Raw genomic sequence first — 26237 nt, 5'->3', positions numbered from 1 at the left:
CCGCCGAAACGCGCAGGCGGAATACGGGGCTAGGCGGGCATGTCGCTGCCCACCGCGGTAACGCTGGGGCCGAGGAAGCGAGATGCCAGACGGTTGAAGACTTCCGGGTCGCCGGTGGATTCGAATGTGCGTGTCGGGGCATGGCCGCCGGGGGCGAGCATGTTGCGCTCGGTGAGCACCCGGAGCACGTCCTTGGCGGTTTCCTCCGCCGACGAGACGAGGGTGACATCGTCGCCGATGGCCAGCTGGATCACGCCGGAGAGCAGCGGGTAATGGGTGCAACCGAGCACGAGTGTGTCCACCCCGGCCGCCTGCAGGGGTTCGAGGTAACCCTGCGCCACGCCGAGGATCTGGCGGCCGGAGGTCACCCCCCGCTCAACGAATTCCACGAAGGCGGGGCACGCCGCGGCCTGGACCTCCAGGCCGGGCGCGAGGCGGAAGAGGTCCTGGTACGCCCCGGAGGTGATGGTGCCCTGGGTGCCGATCACCCCGACGCGGTTGTTGCGGGTGGTGGCGATCGCCCGGCGCACGGCCGGCTTGATCACCTCCACCACGGGGATGTCGTAGCGCTCCCGGGCGTCGTGCAGGAACGCCGCAGAGGCGGTGTTGCAGGCGATGACGAGCATCTTGCAGCCCCGGTCCACGAGCTCGTCGGCGATGCGGGTGGCGTGGCGGCGCACGTCGGCGATGCGCTGCGGGCCGTAGGGCCCGTTCGCGGTGTCACCGATGTAGAGGATGGATTCCTCGCCCAACTGGTCCATCACTGCGCGGGCCACGGTGAGCCCGCCGACCCCCGAGTCAAACAGGCCGATCGGCCTGGTATCGCCCGTTCCGGCAGCGTTGGGTTCCTCGTTGGTCAGCACGGGTCCCGATACTACCGTCCGGCGGCGGCCGCTCCCCGCACGGACGGCCGGCGCCGGATCAGCGCGGGTGCCGCGCGGCCCTGCGCTGGGCCCGGCGCGCCACCAGCTCGGGCGGATCGTCGGAGGTGATGATCATTCCCGCCAGGATGCCGCCGATCGCCCCGAAGAGGTGGCCCTGCCAGCTAATCCCCGGGTTGACGGGCAGCACGCCCCAGATCAGCCCGGAGTAGAAGAAGCCGAGCACCGCCCCCAGCAGGATCTGCCGGCCGGAGCGGTTGAACACCCCGCGGACGATGAGGTACGTCAGCCACCCGTACACGAGCCCGGAGGCGCCGATGTGGTTGGTCCCCACCCCGCCGAACAACCACGTCCCCAACCCCGCGCTGAACGTGGCGAAGGCCGTGACCTCCCAGAACACCTTGGACCCGGAGTAACCGATGAGGAAGCAGAAGATCGCGCCGGGGATGCTGTTGGACATGATGTGGTTGACGTCGGCGTGCAGCAGCGGCGCGGTGAAAATGTGCCAGAAGGCGTGCTCGTCCAGCGGATGTATACCCAGGTAGTTGAGGTTTCCGGTGAAGAAGATGAAGTTCACCAGGAATACCGACCAGATCGCCGCCAGGTATCCGAGTGCGTACCGGAAGGCGGTGTGGCGCTTCTCCTTCGCCGACTTGCCCATCTGCCGCGTGCTCACAGGCTGCAACCCGGGTCCGACGGGGCCCGGGGGCGGGTAACCCGGCTGATATCCGGGCTGGTAGGCCTGCCCGTAGGGGCGCGGTTGCTGCGGCGGGTACTGGGAATTGAACACCGCCCGAATTCTAGTGCGTGAGCTCACTCCAGGCCCGAATGCCGAACCCGGGTTCGGCAGCGGCGACCGCGTCGACGATCGCCGCCTGCACGGCCTCCGCGGCAGCGGAGCACAGCGCCGCGAGCTTCTCGACGTCCACCCCGGCGCCCACCTCACCCGCGGTCGAGACGGCGAACAGCGTGTCCCCGTCGAGCGGCGAATGGGCGGGCCGCACGGCGCGGGCCAGACCGTCGTGGCCGGTCATGGCGAGGCGCTGCAGCTGGGCCGGCGGCACCGGCGCGTCCGTGGCGATGACCCCGATGGTGGTGTTCAGCTTGGGGGTGGGCCTCTCCAGCGCCGAGTACCGCCCGAGATCCACGGCGGGGCGTGCGGGATCGCCGAAGAGAAGCCCGGTGGCGGGGTCGATGAGCTCGCCGACGGGGTTGGCCACCACACCGGCGGCGACGGTGTGCTCCCCCACCCGCCGCGATGCCTGGCCGAATCCCCCGCGCAAAACACCGGCGGTAGCCCCGCATCCCGCCCCGACGCTCCCGGAGGCGGGTCCGGCGGGCCCGTCCAGAGCCCGGGCCACCGCGGCTGCACCGTCGTCGGCGGCGGGGCGGTGGTCGGGGGAGCCCACAACCAGATCGAAGATCACCGCCGCGGGCACGATGGGCACGCGCGGCCCTGGGTTGCCCTCCCCGAATACCGGGAAGCCGACGCCGCGGCTCTCCAACTCGCGCATCGCGCCGTCCGCGGCGGCGAGGCCGAAGGCGGACCCGCCGGTGAGCACGATGGCGTGGACGCGCTCGACGGTGTTGTGGGGTGCCAGAAGGTCGGTTTCGCGGGTGCCGGGCCCCCCTCCGCGCACGTCGACGGCCGCGACCATCCCGGCCGGGTCGGCCGAGACGACGGCGCTCACGCCGGTGTCCCCCATGCTGCGGTGCCCGAGGCGGATGCCGGGGACGTCGACAAGCACGGCTCAGCCCATCATGGCTTCGAGCAGGGACTCCTGGCAGAAGGCGAGCCACTCCAGGAGGCGCTCGCGGTCCTGCTGGGCGGCCTCCCCGCCGCGGTCATCCTCGGAAACGTAGAGGCGCATGTCGTTGAGGGCGGCAACGAAGCGCTGCGCGTCCTCCTCCTCAATCGCGACATCCACTCCACCGGTGGGGCCGAGCGCCTCGTTGACCACCTGCAGGTTGAGCAGCTTCGCCCTGATGATGTCGTTCTCGTGCAGGCTGCGCAGCAGGCCGGCGTCGCCGTCAAACTCCTCGTCACCCTCCATCTCGAAGTCCGGCAGGAGCCGACGCAGCTTCGGGTCCTTAGGGGCCTCGGAGTGACCAGAGGCCAGGCCCATCATCTCGGCGAACTCATCCTTCGGCGCCGACTGGGCGCGCGCGATGAGCGCCTCGGACACGGTCGCGGTGAGGTCCCCGATCACCTCGCGCTCGAGCGGGTCGAAGCGGGTGGTGAACTTCGCGCTGGAGCGCATGATGCCCTTCTTGCGGCGCCACGGTTGCATATGTTGGATCCCTTTTCCTGGGTGTGCTGGGGGTTGCCGGCCGCTTACCCGGCCTGCTGCATCGTGGCCCACAGGCCGGCGGTGTGCAGCTTCTTCACGTCGCCCTCGACCTTGTCCTTCTCACCCGAGGAGACGACGGCCTTGCCCTCGGTGTGGACCTGCATCATCAGCTCGGTGGCGCGCTTCCTGTCGTAACCCAGCACCGTCTGGAAGACGTAGCTGACGTAGCTCATGAGGTTGACCGGGTCGTCCCACACGATGCACAACCACGGCAGGTTTTCGCTGACCACCACGTCGACATCGATCTGCTCGTCGAGCTCCGGGGTGGCCATGGGCGAACCCATCACGCTGGCGCCCCGCACTGCGGCGGCACCGCCACGGCCCGGGCAGGGCCCACTAGCTGAACTCATCATGGCCTACACCCTACCCACTGCCCGCCCCGGAACGCAGCCCGGGCCGGGCCGGGCCTCTGCGCGCTACGGTGCACGTCAGCCCCCGATTCACCGGTGTCCCAGGTACTCTTGGACGGCATGACAGATTTCGAGGCACACCCGCACCACTCCACGGCGTTTCTCACCGACATGTACGAACTGACCATGTTGGACGCCGCGATCAAGGACGGCACCGCGCACCGGCGCTGCTCCTTCGAGGTGTTTTCCCGCAAACTCGTCGGGGAACGCCGCTACGGCGTGGTGGCGGGAACGGCCCGTGTGCTGGACGCGATCTCCCGCTTCCGCTTCACCAAGGAGCAGATCGCTGTCGCGGACTTCCTCTCCGAGGAGACGAGGGAATACCTCTGCAACTACTCCTTCTCCGGGCAGATCGACGGGTACCGCGAGGGCGAGCTCTACTTCCCCTACTCGCCGATCATGACCGTACGCGGCACGTTCGCCGAGTGCGTCATCCTGGAGACGATCATTCTCTCCATCCTCAACTCCGACTCGGCCGTCGCCTCCGCCGCCTCGCGCATGGTCACCGCCGCCGATGGCCGCCCGATCATGGAGATGGGTTCGCGCCGCACGAACGAGCGCGCCGCGGTGTCCGCCGCGCGCGCCGCCTACATCGCCGGCTTCGCCTCCACCTCGAACATGGAGGCCGCGAAGCAGTACGGCATCCCGGCCGCGGGCACGTCGGCGCACGCGTGGATGCTGCTCCACCTCGACGAAAACGGGGTGCCCGACGAAAAGGCCGCCTTCCGCTCCCAGATCAATTCCCTCGGCCCGGGCACCACCCTGCTCGTGGACACCTTCGACATCACCCGCGGCGTGGAGAGCGCCCTCGAGGTCGCCGGCACCGAGCTCGGCGCGGTGCGCATCGACTCCGGAGACCTCGGCATCGTCTCCCGCCGGGTGCGCAAGCAGCTTGACGACGCCGGGGCCTTTGACACCAAGATCGTCGTGTCCTCGGACCTCGACGAATTTGCCATCGCCGGCCTGCGCGGTGACCCCGTGGACAGCTTCGGCGTGGGGACCTCGGTGGTCACCGGCTCCGGCACTCCCACGGCCGGCATGGTGTACAAGCTTGTGGAGGTGGAGGGGCACCCCGTCGCCAAGCGATCGAGCGGCAAGGTCACCTACGGCGGGACAAAGAGCGGCGTGCGCGCGTACAGGGGTTCGGGCGTGGCCGTCGGCGAGATCGTGTGCCCCTTCGAGGCGGACATCCGCCGCAGCCCCAAGCTCGACTACCAGCGCATGGATGTCCCCCTGATGCGCGACGGGGAGGTCGTCGGCGGGCAGCACGACCTCGAGGAAAGCCGGGCCCACCTGGCCGCGGCGCGCAAGACGCTGCCGTGGGAGGGCCTGGCCCTCTCCCGTGACGAGCCGGCGATCCCGACGCGCTTCATCGGGTTCCCGGAGCCGGCCGAGTAGGCGGGCCGACGTCGCCGGGTGGCGGGGCGGGCCGACGTTGCCGGGTGGCGGGGCGGGCCGTCGCGGCGGCGCGTGATATCACGGTTTGCGGTTTGGGCCCCCGCGTTTGCCCAGGTCGCCGACCGCCGCACCGTCCGAAACGTGATATCACGGTTTGCGGTTTGAGCCCCCGCGTTCGCCCAGGTCACCCCCTGCGGCCCCGCCCGAAACGTGATATCGCACCCAGCTGCCCCGGCCACCCCCTGACCCGGGAGCCCCGCGTCCCCGTTCCGTTGCGGCTTTCCCCGCCCCACCGCATACACTTGGCACCCGTGAGTGACCAACCCCTGAGCCCGTCCACGACCGAACTCCTTTCGGCCGCCGTCGAAGCCCTGGGCGGTGCCGAGCGACCGGGCCAGGTGGCGATGGCGGAAGCCGTGACCAAGGCAATGGACTCAGAGCGCCACCTCGCCGTGCAGGCTGGGACGGGCACGGGTAAATCCCTCGCCTACCTCGTCCCCGCCATCCGCCACGCGCAGGCCACCGGTTCTAGCGTGGTGGTCTCCACCGCCACCATCGCGCTCCAGCGCCAGCTGGTGGAGCGCGATCTCCCGCGGCTTGCCGACGCCCTCGAGCCCCTCCTGGAACGCCGTCCGACCTTCGCGATCCAGAAGGGCCGCAACAACTACGTCTGCCTGCACAAGCTTTCCGTGCCGGAGACCACCCCGGAGGCGCTGATCGAGGAGGACGACATCTCCTGGCTCGGGCGCCACGTCAAGCGGGTCAACGAGTGGGCGCAGGAAACGGGGACAGGCGACCGCGACGACCTCGACCCCGGTGTGCCCGATCTCGCCTGGCGCCAGGTTTCCGTCACCTCGAACGAATGCCTGGGGGCGAACCGCTGCCCGCACGGCGAGGACTGTTTCGCCGAGCTTGCGCGCGAGCGCACCCGCGACGTAGATATCGTGGTCACCAACCACGCCCTCCTCGCCATCGACGCCCTCTCCGACGCCGACATCCTCCCGGAGCACAGCGTCACCGTCATCGACGAGGCCCACGAGCTCGACGGACGCATCACCTCCGTGGCCACCAGCGAAATTTCCGCCCGCGCGCTGACGCTGGCGTCGCGACGCGCGGACAAGCTCGGCGGGAAGAAGGGCGATCTCGAGGGCGTCGTCGACGACTTCACCGCCGCCATCGACCTGGAGGAGCCCGGCCGCTGGGAAAACATTTCCCAGCCAGCCCGCGCGGCGTTCATCGCCGTGCGCGACGCACTGTGGCGCACCCGCGAGGCCATAGCCCGCGCCCCCGAGGGAGAGGCCGCCAACCAGCCCGAGACCTACGCCGAGCGGGAAAACCTGAAGAACCACCTCGAGGACCTGCACGACGCCGTCGTGCGCATCCTCGGAGTCTTCGACGAGGATGACCCGTCCAAGCACACCGATGTGGTGTGGCTGACGCGCTCGGAGCGCAACGGCGACTCCGTGGCCGTTGCCCCTCTGTCGGTCTCCGGGTTCCTGCGAGAGCGTCTCTTCGCCGAGCAGACCGTCATCCTCACCTCCGCCACCCTCACCATCGGCGGGAACTTCAACGCGATGGCCGCCGCGTGGGGCCTGCCCGACAAGACGTGGGACAGCCTCGACGCGGGCACCCCGTTCAACCCGCGGGCCGCCGGCATCCTCTACACCGCCCGGCACCTGCCCGCGCCGGGGCGCGAAGGCCTGGCCCCGGAAACGCTTGATGAGATCGCGGAGCTCATCACCGCAGCAGGCGGGCGCACCCTGGGGCTCTTCTCGTCGCGCCGCGCCGCGGAGCAGGCCGCCGAGGAGATGAAGAAGCGCCTCCCCTTCGACATCCTCGTCCAGGGGGAGGACTCCACAGGTGCCCTCGTGGAGAAATTCGCGGCCAGCGAAAACGTTTGCCTCTTCGGCACCCTCACCCTCTGGCAGGGCGTCGACGTGCCGGGGCGCTCGCTGTCCCTTGTGCTCATTGACAGGATCCCGTTCCCCCGCCCAGACGACCCCCTGCTTCAGGCCCGCTCCAAGGCGGCCGACGCCGCGGGGCGCTCCGGTTTCATGGAGGTCTCGGCGACCCACGCGGCGCTGCTCATGGCGCAGGGCGCAGGTCGGCTCCTGCGCTCGGTGAACGACAGGGGCGTTGTCGCGGTCCTGGACAATCGCCTGGTCACCAAACGCTACGGCTCCTTCCTGCGCAGGTCACTCCCCGCCTTCTGGGAGACCACCGACCCCACCGTGGTCCGCGGCGCGCTCAAGCGCCTCGTCGCGCAGGGTTAAGGTGCCCCCCGCACCGCCACGACGGTCAGGGATCCCGGGGCGATCTCCGTGAAACCGGCGTCGCGCACGGCCACCGCGCCCGGCACGGCGGCGAGGCGCTCGAACTCCCCCGCCGGGACCTCGCGGACGTTCACCCCGTAGCCCCCAGCGGCCCACACCCTGACCCACTCAAGCGGAAGCGCCGCCGCCAGGAGCATCGAGGCGTGTCCCACTTGGGCCGCGGCCTTGCCCGCGGACATCCCCAGCCCCGCGTTGATGTGGAGGGTGGGCCAGGTGGCGTCGATAAGCGGCGCGGGGCCGCTATGCTCCACCTCGGTGCCCCTGACCTGGAGCTTGCGGATCTCCCGCGGCACGTCCCCCACCGCGGAGGGAACGAACGCGCGCACGCTCGACTCCGTCACACCCGGAAGCCCCTGGACATCGAGCCACGCCTTGTTGCGGGCTCGGCGGGCGACCTTGCGGATGCGGTGCGAGTACCACCGGTCGAGCGCGTCGCTCCACGGCCCGTCCTCGGCGGCGCGGGGGTCGAGGCACAGCTTGACGACGGCCCTCGCGGCGTCACCCAGCAACTCGAGGCGCTCCGGCGGGTTGTCCCGGGGGATGTTCAGCGCCATCTGCATCGCCTGAACCGCCGACGGGTCGGCCGGGTCCTCGCCTCCGCTGCCGCCGTCGGCGAGCCGGTCGGCCAGAAGCGCGTGCGCGCTGGCCAGCGCATCCGTCACGCCAGCGCCACCCTGTGCCCCTGGCCGTTTACCTCGTCGGCGGAATCGATCTCCTCGCGGGGAATGCCAAGCATGTACAGCACGGAATCCAGGAAGGGGTGGTTCACGGAGGCGTCCGCGATCTCCTTCAGCGCCGGCTTGGCGTTGAAGGCGATGCCGAGGCCGGCGGCGGAGAGCATGTCGATGTCGTTCGCTCCGTCACCGACCGCCACCGTCTGGCTCATCGCCAGCCCCGAGTCCGCCGCGAATTCCCCGAGGAATTCCGCCTTGGCCCGCCTGTCGACGATCTTGCCCACCACGCGGCCCGTCAACCTCCCGTCGGCGATCTCCAAGGTGTTGGCGCGCACGTAGTCCAGCTCCAGCTCCTCCGCAAGGCCCTCGAGAACCTGGATGAACCCGCCCGAGACCACCGCGGTGCGGTATCCCAGGGAATTCAGGGTGCGGATGGTGGTCCTCGCACCCGGGGTCAATTCAATGCTGGCGGCGACCTCGTCAATGACGGAGGCCTCGAGGCCCTCCAAGGTGGCGACGCGCTCGCGGAGGGACTGCTCGAAGTCGAGCTCGCCGCGCATCGCACGCTCGGTGACGGCCGCGACCTCGGCCTCCCTTCCCGCGTGGGCTGCCAGCATCTCGATCACCTCACCGGTGATGAGCGTGGAGTCGCAGTCGAAGCAGACGAGGCGTTTGGCCCGGCGGTGCAGCCCGGCATGCTCGATGGCCAGGTCGACACCCATTTCCGCCGAGAGTTCCGCCAGAGTCTTGCGGATCTCCCGCCCGTCGCCGGGGCTGTAGTCGGGAAGCGTCACGCGGAACTCGAGTCCCGTCACGGGGTAATTGGAGATGCCGCGGATACGGTCGATGTTCGCCCCGTAACCGGCCAGAGCCTGGCCCAGGCGGGAGACCTGGTCGGCCGTGACAGGGTTGCCCAGGGCGACGAGAACGTGCGTCGAACGCGGGCGGGAGACGGACTGCACCTCGGCCCCTGTCTCGATGGTGACGCGCTGCCCGTACTCCCACAGGCCCGCGCGCAGCTCGCGTTCCACATCCGTCAGCGCCAGGGGGTCCATCCCCACGAAGGCAGCGAGCATGAGGCGACCCCGGAAGTCCACCTGTGAGACGTCGAGAAGCTGCACCCCGTGGTTGGCGAGCACCTTGAAAAAGGCCGCGGATACGCCGGGACGGTCGGGGCCGGTGGTGGATACTACCGCGTGTTTCAGCCCCTCCTGGAGCTCGACCTCGAAGACAGCCATCGCGGGGGTCCTTTCGTCCGTGGCGCGCTTAACGGGCAGTTATGTTACTCCACGCGCAAGGAACCCCCCACCGTTGCGGTGGGGGGGTTCCTTCGTCAGGAGGATCAGGGGGCTGGGCTATCTAGGCCCGGTCCCGGATGAAGCTTCTAGTCCTTCTGGCGGTACTCGGTACGCTCCTTGACCATGGTGGTCGTGGATGCGGATTCCTGGCCGCCAAGCTCGCGCGCGTTGCGGCGGGACTCGGCCTGGTCGCCGGAATCGTCGAACTCGTGCGAGTCGCCCTTCCAGGTGGCCGGGGTGTCGGAGCTGTGGCCGGTGTGGGCCTCGCGGCGGAGGCGCTCCACCATGTGCGGGTAGTGCAGCTCGAACGCGGGGCGCTCGGAGCGGATGCGCGGCAGGGAGGTGAAGTTGTGGCGCGGCGGCGGGCAGGAGGTCGCCCACTCGAGGGAGTTGCCGTAGCCCCACGGATCGTCGACGGTGACGATCTCACCGTAGCGCCAGGACTTGAACACGTTCCAAATGAACGGCAGCATACCGATGCCCAGGATGAGGGCGCCGATGGTGGAGACCTGGTTCAGGAGGGTGAAGCCGTCGCTGTCGAGGTAATCGGCGTAGCGGCGCGGCATGCCCATGTTGCCCAGCCAGTGCTGGACCAGGAAGGTCATGTTGAAGCCGATGAAGGTGAACCAGAAGTGGATCTTGCCCAGGCGCTCGTCGAGCATGCGGCCGGTCATCTTCGGGAACCAGAAGTACACGCCGGCGATCGCGGAGAAAACCACGGTGCCGAAGAGGGTGTAGTGGAAGTGCGCGACGACGAAGTAGGAGTCGTGCAGGTGGAAATCCAGCGGCGGGGAGGCCAGCATGATGCCGGTGAGGCCGCCGAAGAGGAAGGTGAACAGGAAGCCCATCGCCCAGAGCATCGGGGTCTCGAAGGTGATGTGGCCGTTCCACATGGTGCCGACCCAGTTGAAGAACTTCACGCCCGTCGGAACGGAGATGAGGAACGTCATGAAGGAGAAGAAGGGCAGCAGGACAGCGCCGGTGGCGAACATGTGGTGCGCCCACACGGCCATGGACAGGCCGGCGATGGCGAGAGTCGCGAAGACGAGGCCGATGTAACCGAAGATCGGCTTGCGGGAGAACACCGGGATGATCTCCGAGATCATGCCGAAGAACGGCAACGCGAGCACGTAGACCTCGGGGTGGCCGAAGAACCAGAAGAGGTGCTGCCACAGGATGGCACCGCCGTTGGCGGTGTCGTAGATGTGGCCGCCCAGCAGGCGGTCGTACAGAACACCCATCGCCGCGGAGAGCAGCAGCGGGAAGATCATCAGGGCGATGATCGAGGTGACGAAGACGGTCCAGGTGAACACCGGCATGCGGAACATGGTCAGGCCCGGCGCACGCAGGGTGAGCACGGTGGTGATCATGTTGATGGCGGAGGCCACGGTGCCGACACCGGTGGCACCGACGCCGACGATCCACAGGTTCGCGGAGACGGACGGGGTGTGCGTCGCGTCAGCCAGCGGCATGTACATGGTCCAGCCGAAGTCCGCCGCGCCGCCCGGGGTGAGGAAGCCCGCGAGCATCGCAAGGACGCCCACCTGGGTGATCCAGAAGCCGAAGGCGTTCAGGCGGGGGAAGGACACATCCGGCGCGCCGATCTGCAGCGGCAGGATGAAGTTGGCGAAGCCCCACACCACAGGGGTACCGAACGCGAGGAGCATCACGGTGCCGTGCAGGGTGAAGAGCTGGTTGAACTGCTCGTTGGACAGGAACTGCAGACCCGGGTGGAAGAGCTCCGCACGGATGAGAAGTGCCATGAGGCCGCCGACGAAGAACCAGACGAAGGACATGATGATGTAGTAGATGCCCAGGGTCTTGTGGTCAGTCGTCGTCAGCACGGAATAGAGTTTGGTGCCTTTACGGGCGTGGCCCGTCGGCTCGGGACGTGTTGGCGGGACGTAACTGTCCAGCCTTGGCGCCACTGCGGTCATTTGATCCTCCTGACTTACGGCACTCGCCCCTTCACTGAATCCGTCAGAGAAGTCACTTGTGCCACAACCGGTACCGAATCATCATAAGGGATCGGTACATGGAATTGCCAGCCATTACAGGCGAGCACAAGCAATTGCCACACCGATCACACTAGACCCCGGGGGCGCTGGTGGGGGGCCGCCGCGTTGTGCCAGTCCACGGCCCGGGGTGCCGGCAACACGGCAAAAGCCGGACTACCCCTTTCGAGGTGATCCGGCTCCACTGGGTTAGTTCCGCCGCGGCGCGGCTCCCCCACTTCGGCGAGCTGCCGCGAAGAAACTCCCCGGGATCAGAAGTCCCAGTCGTCGTCCAGCGTCTCCTCTGCCTTGCCGATGACGTAGGACGAACCCGATCCGGAGAAGAAGTCGTGGTTCTCGTCGGCGTTCGGCGACAGCGACGCGAGGATGGCCGGCGAGACACGCGACTCATCCGCCGGGAAGAGGCCCTCGTAACCGAGGTTGTTCAGCGCCTTGTTGGCGTTGTAGCGCAGGAAGCGCTTCACATCCTCGGACCAGCCGAGCGGGTCATAGATGTCCTCGGTGTACTGGATCTCGTTTTCATACAGGTCGTAGAGCAGGTCGAAGGTGTATTCCTTCAGCTCGTCCTTGCGCTCCTGCGGCTCGTCGCGCAGCGCCACCTGGTACTTGTAGCCGATGTAGTAGCCGTGGACCGCCTCGTCGCGGATGATGAGGCGGATGATGTCAGCGGTGTTGGTCAGCTTGGAGTGCACCGACCAGTTCAGCGGCAGGTAGAAACCGGAGTAGAAAAGGAAGGACTCCAGCATGACCGAGGCGATCTTCTTCTTCAGGGGATCGCCGCCGCGGTAGTAGCTCTTGACGATCTTTGCCTTGCGCTGCACCTCCTCGTTCTCCTCGGTCCAGCGGAAGGCGTCGTTGATCTGCGGGGTCGACGCGAGCGTCATGAAGATGTTGGAGTAGCTCTTCGCGTGCACCGACTCCATGAAGGCGATGTTGGTGAACACGGCCTCCTCGTGCATGGTGCGCGAATCCGGGATCAGCGAGACCGCGCCCACGGTGCTCTGCAGGGTGTCGAGGAGTGTGAGGTTGGAGAACACGCGCATCGTCGCGAGCTTCTCGTCCTCCGTCAGCGTCTTCCAGCTGGGGATGTCGTTCGACACCGGGATCTTCTCCGGCAGCCAGAAGTTGCCGGTGAGCCGTTCCCAGACCTCGAGGTCCTTCTCGTCCGGAATGTCGTTCCAGTTGATGGCCTTCACCGAGCTGGGGTGCTCGTCGAGGTACTTGTCATAATCGTTGTCGGTCACGCGAACCATCCTATCCGTCGTCAAAAATTCGTCTATCCCCCGGGGAGTGCGCCCTTCGCTTCTCGACGCCCCCTCCCCCGCCCCGCCCGAAAACGGCTGCACCGCCGGCGCGCCCCCGTGGTGGAGGTACGCGGCCGGCGGCGTCAAGCGCGGCACCGCGGGGCACTACAGCATGCAGGACACGCAGCCCTCAACCTCGGTGCCCTCGAGAGCCATCTGGCGCAGGCGGATGTAGTAGAGGGACTTGATGCCCTTGCGCCACGCGTAGATCTGGGCGCGGTTGAGATCGCGGGTGGTCACGGTGTCCTTGAAGAAGAGCGTGAGCGACAGGCCTTGATCCACGTACTTGGTGGCCACGGCGTAGGTGTCGATGATCTTTTCGTAGCCGATCTCGTAGGCGTCCTTGAAGTACGAGATGTTCTCGTTGTTCATGTGCGGCGCCGGGTAGTAGACGCGGCCGATCTTGCCTTCCTTGCGGATCTCGATCTTCGAGGCGATCGGGTGGATCGACGAGGTCGAGTTGTTGATGTAGGAGATTGAACCGGTCGGGGGGACCGCCTGCAGGTAGCGGTTGTAGATGCCGTCCCGGGCGACGTCCGCCTTGAGCTGCGCCCATTCCTCGGCTGTCGGAACCGCGGCGGAGGAGTTGGCGAAGAGCGCCTTGACCTTCTCCGTCTTCGGCTGGAAATCCGCGGGATCGTAGCGGTCGAAGAATGCGCCGCTGGCGTACTCGGACTTGTCGAAGTCCGCGAAGGCCGTCCCCTTTTCCACGGCGATCTTGTGGGAGGCCCTGATGGCCTCGTACATGACGGCGGCGAAGTAGGCGTTGGTGAAGTCCAGCCCCTCCTCGGAGCCGTACTCGATGTGCTCGCGGCCGAGGAAGCCGTGCAGGTTCATCTGGCCCAGGCCGATGGCGTGCGAGGCGTCGTTGCCCTCGCGGACCGGGGGAACGGAGTCGATGGAGGTCTTGTCCGCCACGGCGGTCAGGCCGCGAATGGCCGTCTCGACGGTGCGGGAGAAGTTGTCGGAGTCCATCGTCATCGCGATGTTGAGCGAGCCGAGGTTGCAGGAGATGTCGTGGCCGATCTCGGCGTAGGTCAGGTCCTCGTTGAGCACGGAGGGCGAGTTGACCTGGAGGATCTCCGAGCAGAGGTTGGACATGTTGATCCGGCCGGTCTTGACGGGGTTCGCCCTGTTCGCCGTGTCCTCGAACATGATGTAGGGGTAGCCCGACTCGAACTGGATCTCGGCGATGGTCTGGAAGAACTGCCGCGCGTTGATCTTTGTCTTGCGGATGCGCGGATCCTCAACCATCTCGTCGTACTTTTCAGTGACGGAGATGTCGCTGAACGGCAGGCCGTAGATGCGCTCGACGTCGTAGGGCGAGAAGAGGTACATGTCGTCGTTGCGCTTGGCCAGCTCGAAGGTGATGTCCGGGATGACCACACCGAGGGAGAGCGTCTTGATGCGGATCTTCTCGTCCGCGTTTTCCCGCTTCGTGTCCAGGAAGCTGAGGATGTCGGGGTGGTGGGCGTTGAGGTATACCGCGCCGGCGCCCTGGCGCGCACCGAGCTGGTTGGCGTAGGAGAAGGAGTCCTCGAGAAGCTTCATCACGGGGATGACGCCGGAGGACTGGTTCTCGATGTGCTTGATGGGGGCGCCCGATTCGCGGATGTTGGACAGCAGCAGGGCCACGCCGCCGCCGCGCTTGGACAGCTGCAGCGAGGAGTTGATGGCGCGGCCGATCGACTCCATGTTGTCCTCGATGCGCAGCAGGAAGCAGGACACCAGCTCGCCGCGCTGGGCCTTTCCGGCGTTGAGGAAGGTCGGCGTCGCCGGCTGGAACCGGCCCGTCATGATTTCGTCGACAAGCGCGCTCGCGACATCCTCGTTGCCGTCGGCGAGGAAGAGGGCGGTCATGGCGACGCGGTCCTCGAAACGCTCGAGGTAGCGGCGGCCGTCGAAGGTCTTCAGCGTGTAGGAGGTGTAGTACTTGTACGCACCGAGGAAGGACCGGAAGCGGAATTTGAAGGCGTAGGCGCGCTTGAAGGTTTCCTTGACAAAGTCCCAGTCGTACCTGTCCAGCACGTGCGGCTCGTAGTACTTGTTGTCCACCAGGTACTTCATCTTCTCTTCCAGGTCGTGGAAGTAGACGGTGTTCTGGTTGACGTGCTGCAGGAAGTACTGGTTCGCGGCCTCGCGGTCCTTGTCAAACTGGATCTCACCGTGCTCGTCGTACAGGTTCAACAGTGCGTTGAGCGCGTGGTAATCGAGCTGGTCGGCCTGGTTCGCGGGTTCCGGGACGTTCCTGCCGCGCTTCTCGGTGGTGGGGGTGCTCACTGGCAAAACGCTCCTATGCTGATCTGCTGTATTTGTTGCTGTATTTGTCACGCAGCCGCGCGAGGCGGTCGGCGCTTTCGTGCTCGACCTCGTTGTCGAGCTGCTCGAGCTTTTCGACGTCCTCCGCGGCCAGCGGGGACAGGCCCAGCCGGCCGGCGTGGGCGATGAGCTGCTCACGGACGTGGCTGGCATCCCCCTCCGCCCCCATGAGCTCGAAGCGGTAGAGGTAGGGCACGTTGCACTTGGCCGATATTACTTCACCGGCCCGACAGAAGTCCGTGCCGAAGTTGGAGTTGCCGGCGGCGATGACCCCCCGCAGCAGGCCGCGGTTGTGCTCGTCGTTGAGGAACCGGATCACCTGGGCGGGCACGGGCCGGGTGTTCTGGTGCGAGATGGACGCTCCCCCGCCGTAGGTGGGACAGATGAGGACGTAGGGCTCCTCCACGCGGAGCTCCCCCTCACCCCGGCGGAGCGGAATCCGCTGAGCGGGCAGGCCGACCTTTTCCACGAACCGCCTCGTGTTTCCGGTGGCGGATGAGAAGTACACGATGAGCATCGACGTAGTGCCTCACTGAAAAAGCCGCCGGCGATGCGACGGCTGGGGATGGTTCGGGTGCGGCGGGCGCACCCGTTGCGTAGGGAGCCAGACCTAGGCGGCGGCCTGGAGGCCGCGGATGCGGTCGGGGCGGAAGCCGGACCAGTGCTCGCCGTCGACCTCGACAACGGGCGCCTGGAGGTAGCCGAGGGCCATGACATAGTCACGGGCCTCGTCGTCGACGGAGATGTCCACGAGGTTGTACTCGAGTCCGGCCTTATCCAGGGCCTTCTTGGTGGCGGTGCACTGGACGCAGGCGGGCTTGGTGTAAACGGTGATGGACATAACCTGTTGGCTCTTTCTCTCCGACGTGGGTGTTCTTTCGCGGCCCCCGTTCCCTCCCGGGGCGACACCAGTAAACACTATACTTTGTGGGCAATTTAGGCAACTGATACTACATGTAGTAGTTACAGCGGTGATATTCCCAGGATGACCCAGCGTAATCACCCACATGTAGTTCGCTATAACCACTCGCTTCCCCGCGGCCCGGAGGGAACGCGGGAAAACGTGGCCGGCGCCACCGTCCCGGCCCCTTCAGAGGGGCCAGCGAATGCCAGGGAAATGCGGAACACCCCGTCCTCCGGGTGGGAGAGACGGGGTGCTGGCGGGCCGGCGGAACCGGCCCGGACGCGACTAACCCTGGCGGGCCTTGAAGCGCGGATCCTTCTTGTTGATCACGAAAACCTTGCCGTGGCGGCGCACAACCTGAGCGCCCGGCTTGTTCTTCAGCGACCGAAGCGACTTGCGGACCTTCATCGGGCGCTCCTTTCTTAGTGGGGTTTGATCTCTTACGGCGACCCGACCCCGGCGCGGAAACCGGCCGGGTCGCGACACGGCGGTTCATATTACCTGATAAAGGGCCCCGTTCAAAACCTGCCCGGAACTCACCCCGGTTGGCGCGCACCCGCCCCGCGCTACGATGGCAGCCATGTCGACCAACAGCGAAGACCTGCAGCAGCACATCATCGGCGCTCTCGGCGTGGCCCCCGCCATCGACGTGAAGGCCGAGATCGACAGGCGCGTAACCTTCCTCGCGGACTACCTGGCACACTCCGGGGCGCACGGGTTCGTCCTGGGCATCTCCGGCGGGCAGGACTCCACGCTGGCGGGCCGGCTGGCCCAGCTGGCCGTGGAGAAGCGGCGCGCGGAGGGGGCCGAGGCGGCGTTCATCGCGGTCCGCCTGCCTCACGGCGTCCAGGCCGACGAGGAGGACGCGCAGGCCGCGCTGGAGTTCATCGCCCCCGACGAGCGCGTCACCGTGGACATCGCCCCGGCAACCGCCGCGCTGTCCGAGCAGGTCTCCCGTGCCCTCGGGACGGAGTCGCTGGGTGACTTCAACAAGGGCAACGTGAAGGCGCGGATGCGCATGATCGCGCAGTACGCCATCGCGGGCGAGCGGGGCATGCTGGTCATCGGCACCGATCACGCGGCAGAGAACGTCACCGGGTTCTTCACCAAGTTCGGCGACGGCGCCGCTGACCTCCTGCCCCTCGCCGGTCTGGACAAGCGCCAGGGTGCGGCGCTGCTCGCCCACCTGGGCGCGGAACGCCGCCTGTGGGAGAAGGTCCCCACCGCCGACCTGGAGGACAACCGCCCCTCGCTTCCTGACGAGACCGCCCTCGGCCTCCCTTACGGCGCCATCGACGACTACCTCGAGGGCCGGGCGATCCAACCCGCCGAGCGCGACCGCCTCGAGCACCTGTGGCGGGTGGGCGAGCACAAGCGCCACCTGCCCCCGGGCCCGAACGACACCTGGTGGCGTTAACCCACGGCCTCCAGCGACTCCTCCGCGGCGCGGGCGAGCGCAGAACCGTAGGACGGCCCGTGCGTGTAGGCGTGCACCGCGAGCGGGTGCAGCTGGTGGATGGGGATCCGCCGCTCCCAGCCCTGCCCGAGATCACCTACTTCCCCGTATCCCTCCACGATGGACCGGAGGTGCGGGGCACCGAACAGCTCCAGCATCGCGATATCCGTCAGGGGGTGGCCGCCGTGCGCTGCCGGGTCGATGAACCGCGGGCCCTCAGCTGAGAAGAGCAGGTTTCCGGACCACAGGTCGCCGTGGATGCGCGCCAGCGGGGCATCCTCATCCTCGGCGAGGAGGGCGTCACACGCCCGCTTGACGACGTCCCACTCCGCGCCTCCGAGGTTCCCCGCCTCCCGGGCCTTTTCCGCGAAGGGGAGCACCCTCTGGTGGACGTAGAAGTCGGCCCACCGCGCGGTGGGCGTGCACTCCTGCCGGGCACGGCCGATGAAGTTCGGCCCGTCCCACCCGTCGGCCGGCGCGCCGAAGGCACGCGCGCCCATCCGGTGGATCGCCGCGAGCTCCCGGCCGGCGCGCCTGGCCGCCCCGGGCGTGGGGCGGGTGGTGTCCACCCGCTCGATGGTGAGGGTGTTGGAGGCGTCGTCAAGTGAATAGACCTCCACCACCGCCTCGCTGCCCTCGCGCAGCCACCGCAGGTAGGCGGCCTCGGCGGCAGCCGCCTGAGGCGCGCTGCCCTTCTTCGTGAACGTCTCAGGCATGTGCCGCCTCCAGGTTGAGCAGGTGTTTCTTCACGTCGGGCCCGGCCAGGTAGTTGCCCGGGGCACCGCCGGAACGGGTGACGCGGTGGCAGGGAACAACGATGGGCAGCGGGTTCCGGGCGCAACCGGTGCCCACGGCCCGGTTGGCGCCCGGGTGGCCCAGGTGCCGCGCGAGCTCCCCGTAGGAGACGGTAGACCCGTAGGGGATGCCCAGCATCGCGCGCTGAACCTCTTCCCGGAATCCCCCGGTGAGGCTCCAATCGAGCGGCAGGGTGAACTCCTTGCGCGCGCCGGCGAAGTACCCGGCGAACTGCGCGGCCGCTTCGGCGTCGAGGGCTTCGCGTTGCTCCCCGCTCAGCTTGGCAAGCTCCTCCGCGAAGCCCTCGCGCTCGAAGACCACCCGCACCAGGCCCCGGTCGGATCTCACGGCCAGGAGTTTGCCGACGGGCGAGTCGAGTTCGCACCATGTGTAACTCTCCATGCGGCCGAGTGTAGGCGGGCGCGAAAAAAGGCGGCGGACCGACCCGAAGGTCGACCTACCGCCCGTGATGGTGGAGCTAAGGGGATTCGAACCCCTGACCCCCACACTGCCAGTGTGGTGCGCTACCAGCTGCGCCATAGCCCCGTGATTGGTATGTAGTTGTGCGAGTGGAGCTAAGGGGATTCGAACCCCTGACCCCCACACTGCCAGTGTGGTGCGCTACCAGCTGCGCCATAGCCCCGTTGTGGGCCCCGCGGGGCCCCGCAACTCCGATAAATATACACACCGCCCGCAGGCGCGACCAAATCGCCTCCACGGGCGGTGCGGGTGTGAACGCGACCTACTTGGTCAGCTGGTCCATCCAGCCGGAAAGGTCCCCGCCGCCCTCGATGAGGTCCTTGTCATCGCGCATCACGCGCGGGGAGTAGGCCTCGCCGGTCTTCTCGGTCTGGTAGTCGAGGTTCTCCTTGCCCATCTTCTCGGCAACGGGCAGGTACTTGCCGTCCCGGATGTCCTGGACGGCCTCCTTGCTCGCGCCGAAATCGCGGGCTTGGTCTGCCAGGCCGTTGTTGTCGAGCTTGTTGTAGACGCTCTGCTGCTTCTCGAAGAGCATGGTGCGCAGGTTCCACATCGCCGGAATGTCCTGGTGGTCCACCAGCGCGATCTCGGCGGCGAGGGCGCGGGTGGAGTGGCCCTGCTGGTACTTGTCGCCCTGCCCGTCGAGGAAGGTCATCGGGTGCAGCTTGACGGAGATGTCACCGGACTGGATCTTGTCCAGCATCTCCTGGTCGGTCTTCTTCGCCAGATCCGCGCAGTGCGAGCAGGAGAAGTCCTCGAAGAGGCTCGCCGACGGCGCGTTGTCCCCGCCCTCGGTGGAGGAGAGCGTGAAGTAGGGGTCACCCTCGTTGTAATCCACCTTGAGCTTCTCCACCGGGATCATCTTTTCCGCGATGGCTTCGCTGCGCTGGGTCCGGCCGTTGTAGACGACCAGGCCGATCACGATGGCCGCGATGGCGATGATGGCCAGCAGCGCCAAGATGAATCCGGAGCCGCCCTTGGCGTTGGGGTTCTGCACCTTGCGTGTGGTCACGTTTCTGCACCTTTTCTCTGGGTGTGTTCCGTGCGGGTGTCCTCCCGCGGTGGAAACCGGGATGAACAGATTTTATGGGTAGAGCGCGAATTTCTTAAACGGGCGGTAAATCATGAACAGGGTGATGGCGACGTAGAAGACGTCCCGGCCGATCGTGCGCAGAAGGTTCGTCGCCGAAGCCTCCTGCCCGGGATTGAAGCAGCCGCAGTCGATTCCGAGTCCCCGGGCCCACGCCGATGTCAGGCCGATGATGAAAAGCGCCAGCACCCCGATCGACACCCACCCCGCGGGGCGCAGTTTGATTCCGAGCAACAGGAGCAGGCCGCCCGCGATCTCCAGCGGGCCGATGATGTTGGCCAGCATGTCCGACCACTCGGGGGTGAAGATTTCGTAGGCGGCGATGGTCCGCGAGACATCCATGTGCACGCCGATCTTGGAGATCCCGGCGGAGATCCAGATGTAGGCCATGAAGAAGCGGGCCGCCGCGGAGAGGACGTCCAGCACCACTTCGCGCGTGCCGTCCGCGCGGGCGGCGGGCGAGGCGGCCCGAGTCGTAGCGTTTCGTTTCATCGTCACCTACCAGACGATAGTCCAGCCCGGCGCGGGGGAGAACCGCACCGGGCTGGGGTCTGCCTCACTATCGCCTGCGGGTTTACTCCCCGAGCACGCCGGAGACGAGCTCCTGCGCCTCCGACTGCACCTTGTGCAGGTGGTCCTCACCGAGGAAGGACTCGGCGTAGATCTTGTACTTGTCCTCGGTGCCGGAGGGCCGGGCGGCGAACCACGCGTTCTCGGTGACAACCTTCAACCCGCCGATGGCCGCGCCGTTGCCGGGCGCCTCGGTGAGCTTGGCGGTGATCGTCTCCCCCGCCAGCTCGGTGGCGCTGACCTGGTCCGCCGAGAGCTTCTTCAGCACCGCCTTCTGCTCGCGGGTGGCGGGGGCGTCGGTACGTGCGTAGGCGGGCGCACCGAACTTTTCCGCCAGTTCGGCGTAGCGCTGGGAGGGAGTCTGACCCGTGACGGCGGTGATCTCGGCGGCCAGCAGATCCATGATCAGGCCGTCCTTATCGGTGGACCAGACGGTTCCGTCGGTGCGCAGGAAGGAGGCGCCGGCGGACTCTTCCCCGCCGAAGCCGATGGTGCCGTCGATGAGCCCGGGCACGAACCATTTGAAGCCCACCGGCACCTCGACGAGTTCGCGGCCGAGGGAGGAAACCACGCGGTCGATCATGGAGGAGGACACGAGCGTCTTGCCCACCGCGGTGGAATCGGCCCAGCCGGTCCGGTGCGAGAACAGGTAGTCGATCGCGACGGCGAGGTAGTGGTTCGGGTTCATCAGTCCGGCATCCGGGGTGACGATGCCGTGGCGGTCCGCGTCCGCGTCGTTACCGGTGGAGATGTCGTACTTGTCCCGGTTGTGCACCAGCGAGGCCATGGAGTTCGGCGAGGAGCAGTCCATCCGAATCTTGCCGTCGGTGTCGAGGGTCATGAACCGCCAGGTCGCGTCCACCTCGGGGTTGACCACCGTGAGGTCCAGCCCGTGGGCATCGGCGATCGCGCCCCAGTAGTCCACGCTCGCCCCGCCCATCGGGTCAGCACCGACGCGGATGCCGGAGGAGCGGATGGCCCCGATGTCGACCACGTTGGGAAGATCCGCGACATACGAGCCCATGAAGTCGAACTTCTCCGCCCGCTCATCGAGCACCCCGCTTACCGACGTCCTCTGCACGCCCTTCAGACCACTCGCGATGTAGCGGTTGGCCCGCTCGGCGATCCAGTCCGTCGCGTCGGCATCCGCCGGCCCGCCGCTGGGCGGGTTGTACTTGAAGCCGCCGTCGCGCGGCGGGTTGTGGGAGGGCGTGACCACGATTCCGTCGGCCCGCTCCGGGGCGCTGCCCGTCACCCCTCCGGCGAGGGCGGCGTTGTGCCGCAGGATCGCGTGGGAGACGGCCGGGGTCGGCGTGTAGCGCCCGGCGGCGTCGACCAGCACCGTGATCCCGTTGCCGATGAGCACCTCGAGCGCCGACACCATCGCGGGCTCCGAAAGCGCGTGGGTGTCCCGCCCGATGTAGACGGGCCCGCCGATGCTGTTCTCCCGCCGGTAATCCACGATCGCCTGGGTGGTGGCCCAGATGTGCTGCTGGTTGAAGGCGTTGTCGAGCGAGGACCCGCGGTGGCCGGAGGTGCCGAAGACCACCTGCTGCGCCGGGTCGTGCGGGTCGATGTCTCGGGTGTAGTAGGCGGTGACCACCTCGGCGACGTCGATGAGGTCTTCGGGGCGGGCAGGCTGGCCTGCGCGTTCGTGGGCCATGGGTAGCTCCTTCGTGGTTCTTGTCGGTCTACTCCCCCATCTTCCCCGCCCCGGGGCGTTTCCGCCACGGAAATCCGCCCGGGGCGCGACGCGCCGTGCGCCAGACCGGGTCTAGGGTTGATTCCCGTGTGGAAAGACCCCGTCCTCGTCGGCCTGGGCGCCTCCCTCGGCGCCTCCGCCCGCTACCTGGTGTTCCTCGGTGCTCCCCTCGCGGGCATCGAGGTTCACGTGCTGACCGCCGTGGTAAACGCGCTCGCATGCTTCGCCATGGGCGCGTTCGCGCCGGGCAGGTTCTGGGGTACCGGGGTGCTGGGAGGCTTTTCGACGCTCTCGGCAGTCTCCCTCGCCGCGGCGCAGTCCACCCCGGCCGGTGCGGCCGCCACCCTCGGAGTCAGCCTGGTGACGTGCCTCGGGGCGTGGTTCGCCGGCGACGCAGCCCGATCCGCCGCGCGGGGGCGGGCGTGAGCGCGGCCGCTGTGTTCACCCTGGCCGCCGTGGCTGCTGGGGGATTCGTTGGCGGGGTGTGCCGCTGGGCGCTGAGCCACCTGAACAGCGGAACCCGCCACCCGGGTACGTGGGCCGCGAACGTCGTTGGTTCCGCGGTGCTCGGGTTCTCGCTGGCCATGCCCGGAATGTGGCCGCTCGCAGCGGGTGCGGGCTTCGCGGGCGCCCTGTCCACGTGGTCCACGCTGGCCAGGGAGCTCGGCCAGCACCTCCAGGCCCGGCGCTGGCGGCAGGCGGCCGGCTCCGCGCTGATTACCGCCGCGGTGACTGTGGTTGCCGCCTATGTCGGCATGAGCTACGGCCGGCGGGTGTTCGGCTGAGGCACCCGCCGGCCGCTTCGTCCGGCTAGTCCGCGATGGCGTCGAGAGGCGGAGTCGCCGTCGCCCGCTGTGCGGGCCAGAGAGCCGCCAGCACGCCGACCACGATGGAGCCGCCGAGCATGATTCCGATCAGCTGCCACGGGATCTCGATGTTGTCCAGGCCCTGGCCGCTGAGGACCTTGAGGAAGGCCCACCCCAGGCCCAGCCCCATCGCGATGCCCGCCAGGGCTCCGAAAACCGCCATCTGCACCGATTCGAGGATGATCATCGTGCGGATCTGCCCGCGCTGCGTACCGACGGCACGCAGCATGCCGATCTCCTGCCGGCGTTCGATCACCGACAGGGTCAGCGTGTTGATGATGCCGAGGACGGCAATCACCACCGCCAGCGATAGGAGCGCGTAGAGGATGAAGAGCATCTGGTCGATCATTCCGCTGACCTCGCCGCGCATGTCCTCGGTGGAACGCACCTGGACGATGATGTTCGACTTCACGCTGTCCTCGAGGTTCTTGCGCAGCTCCTCGGAGGAGACGGACCCGTCGCCGTTCACACCCGCCATCTGAATTTGCAGGGTGTTCTCCGGAACGACCTTCACGGCGGTGTCGTGGCCGACCGCGACTCCATTTATCACGTTGGAGTGGTCGAAAATGCCCCCCAGTGTCGCTTCGGCGGTGTCCTGGGAGATCCCCGGGGCGGCGATGGTCACCTTGTCCCCCACGTGCCAGCCGCGGCTCTCAGCGTAGTCGCGTGGCGCGATGATCTTGTCCCCATCCACGGAGGATTCACCCTCCACCATCGTCAGGGTCGTCAGGTCCGCGGGGTCACCCGCGAAGACCGGCGTCGTGCCCACCGGGCCCATCTTGTAGGCGTACTCGCCGTCGACGGTGATCGGGGCCTCGCTGTAGGCTACAACCTCTTTCACGCCCTTGGTGTCCTTCACCTTCGCCGGGACGTCGGCGGGCACGGGGAACGCGCCCATCGAGGGGCCGGAGAGGACGTAGTTCGCCGTGACCTCGTTGTCCGAGACCTTCTCCACAGACTGCTTCATGGTCGCACCGAGCATCCCGATCACCGTCACCAGAGCAATGCCGAGCATGAGGGCGAACGCCGTTGCGCTGGTCCGGCGGGGGTTGCGCCGGGTGTTGGTGGACGCCAGCTTTCCTACGGTCCCGAAGGGCGCGCCGATGACCCTCCCCAGCGGGGGAACGATGGGCAGGCTGAGCGCCGGGCCAGCGAGGAAGAGACCGGCGATGACGGCCACCGCCGCCACGCCCACGAGGATGGCGCGGCGTGACGTGCTCCCGTCATCCCACTGCATCCCGGCGACGGCGCACGCGATACCCGCCGCGATGAGGATCGCACCGGCGATGGTGCGCCCGCGCAGGGGCTGCGGGGTGGAGGACTCGCTGGAACGCATCGCTTCCACGGGGCGAACGCGCCCTGCGCGGCGGGCGGGCGCCCACGCGGAGAACATCGTGACAATGACACCGACAACGATGGGTACGGCGACCGCCCTGAAGGAAAGCCCGAGCCCACCGTCGGGAAGCTCCATGCCGTTTGCCCCCATGACCGCCTTGATCGCGGCGACGAGGAGGGCACCGGCGACGATGCCCGCGAGCGACCCGAGGAGGCCGACAATGAACGCCTCCACCGTGACGGAGCGGGTGATCTGCCTCCGCGAGGACCCCAGGGCGCGAAGGAGGGCGAACTCCTTCGCGCGCTGGGCGACGATCATGGAGAACGTGTTGGCGATGAGGAAGGTGCCCACGAGGAGGCCGACTAGCCCAAAGGCAATGAGGAAGTAGCTGACGAAGCTCAGGCCCTCCTTGATCGCCTTGGAGGTCTCGTCGGCGAGGGAGGCGCCGGTGTCGACCTTGTACTCGGGGTGGGCGGCGCGCAGGGCGTCGACAAGCTGCTCGGCGGACACCCCGTCCTTCGCGGTCAGGGTGAGCTGCGGGATGGTCCTGCCGTCCGTGTAGAACTCGTTGTACATCTCCGGGGTGACCAGGAACAAAAGGGACGCGGCATGGGCCAGCTCGTTTTCGTACAAACCCACGATCGTGTAGTCGTGCCGTCCCGCCGGGTCCACCACGATCAGCTTCTGGTCCAGGGAGATGCCGTACTTCTCGGCGGCGTTCTTGTTCAGGATCGCCTCGCCGACTGCGCTGGGCTCGTGGCCCTCCACGATGGAGGGCGCCTCGCTCACCGACTTGTCGGGGCTGTAATAAATCTGGGTGGAGGCGCTTCCCTGGCCCGTTTGAATGGCCGTCTCGTCCTCAGTGGCCGCGACGACGGTGGCCGAACCGCCCTGATTGACCCGGGCAACCTGCGGATCCTCCTCAAGGGTCTCGACGAGTTCCGGGGTGATCGGCTCACCGCCCTCCCCCGTCTGCACGACGGCATCGACATCCTGGAACTGCGAGCTGACCGCGGAGTCGAAGGTGTTGCCGAGCATGTTTGTGAACATGAGGGAACCCGCGATGAACGCGGTGCCGAGAACAACCGCGAGAACGGTCAGGGCAAGGCGGAGCTTGTGGGCGGCGATGTTGCGCAGCGACACCCGCGTCATGGTTGAAGCCACGTTATCCCTCAATCCCGGACATCACCTGAAGGATGGCCTCCATCGTCGGTTCGTACAGCTCGTCGACGATTTGCCCGTCGCGCAGAAAAATCACACGGTCGGCGTAGGATGCGGCGCGGGCGTCGTGGGTGACGATGACGACCGTCTGGTTGTCATGGTCCACTGCATCGCGCAGGATTTTCAGCACCTCGGCGCTGGCGTTGGAGTCGAGATTGCCGGTGGGCTCGTCGCCGAAGATAATCTCGGGACGGCTCACCAGGGCACGGGCGCACGCAACCCGTTGCTGCTGGCCACCCGAGAGCTCGCTCGGCCGGTGCTTCAGACGGTCCGCGAGCCCTAAACGACGGGTGACTTCCTCAAACCAGTCATCGTCGACCTTCTTCCCCGCGATGTCCGTCGGGAGCGTTATGTTCTCCGCCGCTGTGAGCGTCGGGACCAGGTTGAAGGACTGGAAGATGAAACCGAGCCGGTCACGTCTCAGAGCGGTGAGCGCCTTGTCATTCAAGCCGGCGAGGTCGGTGCCGCCGATGTAGGCAGACCCGGACGTGAAAGAGTCGAGCCCCGCCATGGAGTGCATGAGGGTCGATTTGCCGGAGCCGGAAGGACCCATGATGGCGGTGAACCTGTTAGCTGCGAAGTCAACGTTGACGCCGTCCAAGGCGACAACCTTGGTGTCCCCCTCCCCGTACGTCTTCACGAGATCAACGGCGCGCGCTGCGGGCTCGAGCTGCTCTTCCTCAGGCTCGCGCAAGGCGTGACTTCCCATACTTTTTTCTCCCAGGCCGTGTCGATTAAACAGATGCTCAATACACGCTACCTTGCCGGGGCCAGCCGCATTCACTGGGCGGATAAAGACTGGATAAAAACGTAAAAAACGCACCCTCCGTGTTC

The 26237-nt window shown here is 67.3% G+C and carries 25 protein-coding genes and 2 tRNA genes; 5 read left to right on the top strand and 22 right to left on the bottom strand.

From position 1 onward, the window contains the following. Nucleotides 1-29: 29 nt before the first annotated feature. From murI to clpS, 5 genes are all read right to left on the bottom strand, one after another. Nucleotides 30-863, bottom strand: a complete 834-nt coding sequence (murI, locus tag B3611_RS01980; protein ID WP_291313402.1) for a glutamate racemase — start codon at nucleotides 861-863, stop codon at nucleotides 30-32. Nucleotides 864-921: 58 nt separating this feature from the next. Beyond that, nucleotides 922-1542, bottom strand: a complete 621-nt coding sequence (locus B3611_RS01975; protein ID WP_291313441.1) for a rhomboid family intramembrane serine protease — start codon at nucleotides 1540-1542, stop codon at nucleotides 922-924. A gap of 139 nt (nucleotides 1543-1681) precedes the next feature. Continuing rightward, nucleotides 1682-2629 carry a P1 family peptidase gene (locus tag B3611_RS01970; RefSeq protein ID WP_291313401.1) on the bottom strand — a complete coding sequence of 316 codons (948 nt, stop codon included), beginning with the start codon at nucleotides 2627-2629 and terminating at the stop codon, nucleotides 1682-1684. A gap of 3 nt (nucleotides 2630-2632) precedes the next feature. Then, the gene (locus tag B3611_RS01965) at nucleotides 2633-3172 is read right to left on the bottom strand and encodes a DUF2017 domain-containing protein (protein ID WP_291313400.1); all 540 of its coding nucleotides are present in this window, start codon (nucleotides 3170-3172) and stop codon (nucleotides 2633-2635) included. Nucleotides 3173-3216: 44 nt separating this feature from the next. After that, on the bottom strand, nucleotides 3217-3504 hold the full coding sequence (gene clpS, locus B3611_RS01960; RefSeq protein ID WP_291313440.1) for an ATP-dependent Clp protease adapter ClpS: 288 nt from the start codon (nucleotides 3502-3504) through the stop codon (nucleotides 3217-3219). A 198-nt stretch (nucleotides 3505-3702) separates the two neighbouring features. Here clpS and B3611_RS01955 point away from each other — a divergent pair, with 198 nt between their 5' ends. Continuing rightward, a complete protein-coding gene (locus tag B3611_RS01955) occupies nucleotides 3703-5040 on the top strand; it encodes a nicotinate phosphoribosyltransferase (protein ID WP_291313399.1) in 1338 nt (445 codons plus the stop codon). Between the two features lie 311 nt (nucleotides 5041-5351). Next, on the top strand, nucleotides 5352-7313 hold the full coding sequence (locus tag B3611_RS01950; protein ID WP_291313398.1) for an ATP-dependent DNA helicase: 1962 nt from the start codon (nucleotides 5352-5354) through the stop codon (nucleotides 7311-7313). On the opposite strand, the gene B3611_RS01945 is transcribed toward B3611_RS01950, so the two are convergent. The 8 genes from B3611_RS01945 to ykgO form a co-directional block, all read right to left on the bottom strand. Continuing rightward, nucleotides 7310-8035, bottom strand: a complete 726-nt coding sequence (locus B3611_RS01945) for an aminoacyl-tRNA hydrolase (protein ID WP_291313397.1) — start codon at nucleotides 8033-8035, stop codon at nucleotides 7310-7312. The two genes, B3611_RS01950 and B3611_RS01945, sit on opposite strands and share 4 nt — an antisense overlap. Further along, nucleotides 8032-9285, bottom strand: coding sequence for a phosphoserine phosphatase SerB (gene serB, locus B3611_RS01940; RefSeq protein ID WP_291313396.1), 1254 nt, complete (start codon nucleotides 9283-9285; stop codon nucleotides 8032-8034). Before serB ends, B3611_RS01945 begins: the two co-directional genes overlap by 4 nt. A 146-nt stretch (nucleotides 9286-9431) precedes the next feature. Beyond that, the gene (ctaD, locus tag B3611_RS01935; protein ID WP_291313395.1) at nucleotides 9432-11282 is read right to left on the bottom strand and encodes a cytochrome c oxidase subunit I; all 1851 of its coding nucleotides are present in this window, start codon (nucleotides 11280-11282) and stop codon (nucleotides 9432-9434) included. 329 nt (nucleotides 11283-11611) lie between these two features. Beyond that, entirely contained in the window at nucleotides 11612-12604 is a 993-nt protein-coding gene (gene nrdF, locus B3611_RS01930) for a class 1b ribonucleoside-diphosphate reductase subunit beta (protein WP_414646282.1), read from the bottom strand. A gap of 165 nt (nucleotides 12605-12769) precedes the next feature. After that, nucleotides 12770-14944 (bottom strand): class 1b ribonucleoside-diphosphate reductase subunit alpha, encoded by a 2175-nt coding sequence (nrdE, locus tag B3611_RS01925; protein WP_291313393.1) that lies wholly within the window; start codon nucleotides 14942-14944, stop codon nucleotides 12770-12772. A 13-nt stretch (nucleotides 14945-14957) separates the two neighbouring features. Next, the gene (gene nrdI / locus B3611_RS01920) at nucleotides 14958-15500 is read right to left on the bottom strand and encodes a class Ib ribonucleoside-diphosphate reductase assembly flavoprotein NrdI (protein WP_291313392.1); all 543 of its coding nucleotides are present in this window, start codon (nucleotides 15498-15500) and stop codon (nucleotides 14958-14960) included. Nucleotides 15501-15593: 93 nt separating this feature from the next. Next, a complete protein-coding gene (gene nrdH / locus B3611_RS01915; RefSeq protein ID WP_115685923.1) occupies nucleotides 15594-15824 on the bottom strand; it encodes a glutaredoxin-like protein NrdH in 231 nt (76 codons plus the stop codon). A 348-nt stretch (nucleotides 15825-16172) separates the two neighbouring features. Next, nucleotides 16173-16295, bottom strand: a complete 123-nt coding sequence (gene ykgO, locus B3611_RS01910) for a type B 50S ribosomal protein L36 (protein WP_012732041.1) — start codon at nucleotides 16293-16295, stop codon at nucleotides 16173-16175. 163 nt (nucleotides 16296-16458) lie between these two features. On the opposite strand from ykgO, the gene nadE reads away from it, so the two are divergent. Then, a complete protein-coding gene (nadE, locus tag B3611_RS01905) occupies nucleotides 16459-17304 on the top strand; it encodes an ammonia-dependent NAD(+) synthetase (RefSeq protein WP_291313391.1) in 846 nt (281 codons plus the stop codon). On the opposite strand, the gene B3611_RS01900 is transcribed toward nadE, so the two are convergent. From B3611_RS01900 to pgm, 7 genes are all read right to left on the bottom strand, one after another. Continuing rightward, the gene (locus B3611_RS01900) at nucleotides 17301-18059 is read right to left on the bottom strand and encodes a fructosamine kinase family protein (protein WP_291313390.1); all 759 of its coding nucleotides are present in this window, start codon (nucleotides 18057-18059) and stop codon (nucleotides 17301-17303) included. The genes nadE and B3611_RS01900 overlap by 4 nt on opposite strands. After that, on the bottom strand, nucleotides 18052-18540 hold the full coding sequence (locus tag B3611_RS01895) for a methylated-DNA--[protein]-cysteine S-methyltransferase (protein ID WP_291313389.1): 489 nt from the start codon (nucleotides 18538-18540) through the stop codon (nucleotides 18052-18054). The genes B3611_RS01900 and B3611_RS01895 overlap by 8 nt, the downstream gene beginning before the upstream one ends. A gap of 68 nt (nucleotides 18541-18608) precedes the next feature. Then, a tRNA-Ala gene (locus tag B3611_RS01890) sits at nucleotides 18609-18684 on the bottom strand. 24 nt (nucleotides 18685-18708) lie between these two features. Beyond that, nucleotides 18709-18781, bottom strand: a tRNA-Ala gene (locus tag B3611_RS01885). Nucleotides 18782-18880: 99 nt separating this feature from the next. Then, on the bottom strand, nucleotides 18881-19630 hold the full coding sequence (locus B3611_RS01880; protein ID WP_291313388.1) for a DsbA family protein: 750 nt from the start codon (nucleotides 19628-19630) through the stop codon (nucleotides 18881-18883). Nucleotides 19631-19702: 72 nt separating this feature from the next. Then, nucleotides 19703-20200 carry a MauE/DoxX family redox-associated membrane protein gene (locus B3611_RS01875; RefSeq protein ID WP_291313387.1) on the bottom strand — a complete coding sequence of 166 codons (498 nt, stop codon included), beginning with the start codon at nucleotides 20198-20200 and terminating at the stop codon, nucleotides 19703-19705. Nucleotides 20201-20282: 82 nt separating this feature from the next. Next, nucleotides 20283-21941, bottom strand: a complete 1659-nt coding sequence (pgm, locus tag B3611_RS01870) for a phosphoglucomutase (alpha-D-glucose-1,6-bisphosphate-dependent) (protein WP_291313386.1) — start codon at nucleotides 21939-21941, stop codon at nucleotides 20283-20285. Between the two features lie 126 nt (nucleotides 21942-22067). Between pgm and B3611_RS01865 the strand changes: the two genes are divergently transcribed. Continuing rightward, nucleotides 22068-22406 carry a CrcB family protein gene (locus tag B3611_RS01865; RefSeq protein ID WP_291313385.1) on the top strand — a complete coding sequence of 113 codons (339 nt, stop codon included), beginning with the start codon at nucleotides 22068-22070 and terminating at the stop codon, nucleotides 22404-22406. Further along, on the top strand, nucleotides 22403-22765 hold the full coding sequence (locus tag B3611_RS01860; RefSeq protein ID WP_291313384.1) for a FluC/FEX family fluoride channel: 363 nt from the start codon (nucleotides 22403-22405) through the stop codon (nucleotides 22763-22765). Before B3611_RS01865 ends, B3611_RS01860 begins: the two co-directional genes overlap by 4 nt. Before the next feature lie 25 nt (nucleotides 22766-22790). Here the strand turns inward: B3611_RS01860 and B3611_RS01855 are convergent, their stop codons facing one another. Together B3611_RS01855 and B3611_RS01850 are read right to left on the bottom strand one after the other, a co-directional pair. Next, complete coding sequence (locus B3611_RS01855) at nucleotides 22791-25334, bottom strand: ABC transporter permease (RefSeq protein WP_414646285.1); 2544 nt, start codon at nucleotides 25332-25334, stop codon at nucleotides 22791-22793. Nucleotides 25335-25347: 13 nt separating this feature from the next. Further along, entirely contained in the window at nucleotides 25348-26112 is a 765-nt protein-coding gene (locus B3611_RS01850) for an ABC transporter ATP-binding protein (protein WP_291313382.1), read from the bottom strand. Between the last annotated feature and the right edge of the window lie 125 nt (nucleotides 26113-26237).

It is taken from the genome of Corynebacterium sp. UBA2622 (genome assembly GCF_002339505.1).
Lineage (GTDB): Bacteria > Actinomycetota > Actinomycetes > Mycobacteriales > Mycobacteriaceae > Corynebacterium.
The sequence above is the reverse complement of the archived record's forward strand: the minus strand, read 5'-3'. Positions and strand labels throughout refer to the sequence as shown.

Excerpts from the sequence above, each read along its gene's own strand:
- ykgO (WP_012732041.1), bottom strand. The coding sequence starts at position 16,295 with ATGAAGGTCCGCAAGTCGCTTCGGTCGCTGAAGAACAAGCCGGGCGCT.
- B3611_RS01895 (WP_291313389.1), bottom strand. The coding sequence starts at position 18,540 with ATGGAGAGTTACACATGGTGCGAACTCGACTCGCCCGTCGGCAAACTC.
- pgm (WP_291313386.1), bottom strand. The coding sequence starts at position 21,941 with ATGGCCCACGAACGCGCAGGCCAGCCTGCCCGCCCCGAAGACCTCATC.
- clpS (WP_291313440.1), bottom strand. The coding sequence starts at position 3,504 with ATGGCCACCCCGGAGCTCGACGAGCAGATCGATGTCGACGTGGTGGTC.
- serB (WP_291313396.1), bottom strand. The coding sequence starts at position 9,285 with ATGGCTGTCTTCGAGGTCGAGCTCCAGGAGGGGCTGAAACACGCGGTA.
- B3611_RS01955 (WP_291313399.1), top strand. The coding sequence starts at position 3,703 with ATGACAGATTTCGAGGCACACCCGCACCACTCCACGGCGTTTCTCACC.
- nrdH (WP_115685923.1), bottom strand. The coding sequence starts at position 15,824 with ATGTCCATCACCGTTTACACCAAGCCCGCCTGCGTCCAGTGCACCGCC.
- B3611_RS01850 (WP_291313382.1), bottom strand. The coding sequence starts at position 26,112 with ATGGGAAGTCACGCCTTGCGCGAGCCTGAGGAAGAGCAGCTCGAGCCC.
- B3611_RS01855 (WP_414646285.1), bottom strand. The coding sequence starts at position 25,334 with ATGACGCGGGTGTCGCTGCGCAACATCGCCGCCCACAAGCTCCGCCTT.
- nrdI (WP_291313392.1), bottom strand. The coding sequence starts at position 15,500 with ATGCTCATCGTGTACTTCTCATCCGCCACCGGAAACACGAGGCGGTTC.
- nadE (WP_291313391.1), top strand. The coding sequence starts at position 16,459 with ATGGCAGCCATGTCGACCAACAGCGAAGACCTGCAGCAGCACATCATC.
- B3611_RS01900 (WP_291313390.1), bottom strand. The coding sequence starts at position 18,059 with ATGCCTGAGACGTTCACGAAGAAGGGCAGCGCGCCTCAGGCGGCTGCC.
- ctaD (WP_291313395.1), bottom strand. The coding sequence starts at position 11,282 with ATGACCGCAGTGGCGCCAAGGCTGGACAGTTACGTCCCGCCAACACGT.
- B3611_RS01875 (WP_291313387.1), bottom strand. The coding sequence starts at position 20,200 with ATGAAACGAAACGCTACGACTCGGGCCGCCTCGCCCGCCGCCCGCGCG.
- B3611_RS01975 (WP_291313441.1), bottom strand. The coding sequence starts at position 1,542 with ATGGGCAAGTCGGCGAAGGAGAAGCGCCACACCGCCTTCCGGTACGCA.
- B3611_RS01965 (WP_291313400.1), bottom strand. The coding sequence starts at position 3,172 with ATGCAACCGTGGCGCCGCAAGAAGGGCATCATGCGCTCCAGCGCGAAG.